The sequence below is a fragment of the Enterorhabdus sp. P55 genome (assembly GCF_009911695.1).
Classification (GTDB): Bacteria; Actinomycetota; Coriobacteriia; order Coriobacteriales; family Eggerthellaceae; genus Enterorhabdus.
Genome location: NZ_QWKK01000265.1, coordinates 1 through 765, shown reverse-complemented (window position 1 = coordinate 765; position 765 = coordinate 1). Strand labels below are relative to the sequence as shown.

Genomic DNA, 765 nt, shown 5'->3' with positions numbered 1-765 from the left:
GGGTAGTCCTCCCACTCGCCGGTCTGCTGGTTCTTGCGGCGGTCGTTGACCGCCACGCCGAAGCCGAGCACCGGCATACCCGAGGCCGTAGAGCGCAGCTCGGGATCGCGGGTAAGATTGCCGCTGATGATGACGCGGTTGATGCTCATTTCCACCTCTTCTCAAGCCGGGGGCGCCGCAGGGGCGCCACCCTGATTTCACTACTAATCGCGGTCGGTGCGGGCGACGATCATGTGACGCACCACGGCATCGGTGATGCGCAGCACGCGATCGAGCTCGGCGATGGACTGGGGATCAGCGTGGAAATCAATGAGGGTGTAATCACCGTCGGTGAGACCATTGATCTCATAAGCGAGTTTGCGCTTGCCCCACGCCTCGACGTTGTCGACCTTGCCCTCGCCAGCGGCGATGGCGGTCTCGATGCGCTTCATGACACCAGCGCGATTCTCTTCGTCGATAGTGGGAGCGACAATGAACAGCAGTTCGTAAGCCTTCATCAGCTCACCTCCTTTGGACTGTACGGCCCCGGGCTGATGAAGGCACGACCGGGGCAGGAAATAGCCTGCCTATTCTAGCAAACCCGGTCACGCGCCCCAAACAAGACACGTTAACTCCACATTTGCCACCCGCGACGACGAGGGGGGGGCGGGGGGCGCGGCGCCCCCAGACACCGGCGGGCTGGACGCGCGGCGGGCTGGATGCGCGGCGGGGCTGGGGCGCGAGAACGGGGGGCGGGGCCGAGGCTGGCGGGGCCTGCGGCGAGGG

2 protein-coding genes are annotated in these 765 nt (G+C 65.4%); both read right to left on the bottom strand.

Annotated features, from left to right (window positions below):
* Positions 1-149 (bottom strand): single-stranded DNA-binding protein (locus tag D1643_RS11185; RefSeq protein WP_160710505.1); only part of this gene is annotated, 149 nt, incomplete at its 3' end.
* A 54-nt stretch (positions 150-203) separates the two neighbouring features.
* Positions 204-497: a 30S ribosomal protein S6 gene (gene rpsF, locus D1643_RS11180; RefSeq protein WP_160710664.1), complete on the bottom strand. Its 294-nt coding sequence runs from the start codon at positions 495-497 to the stop codon at positions 204-206.
* Positions 498-765: the final 268 nt, after the last annotated feature.

Coding starts and splice junctions, on each gene's coding strand:
- rpsF (WP_160710664.1), bottom strand. CDS start 497: ATGAAGGCTTACGAACTGCTGTTCATTGTCGCTCCCACTATCGACGAA.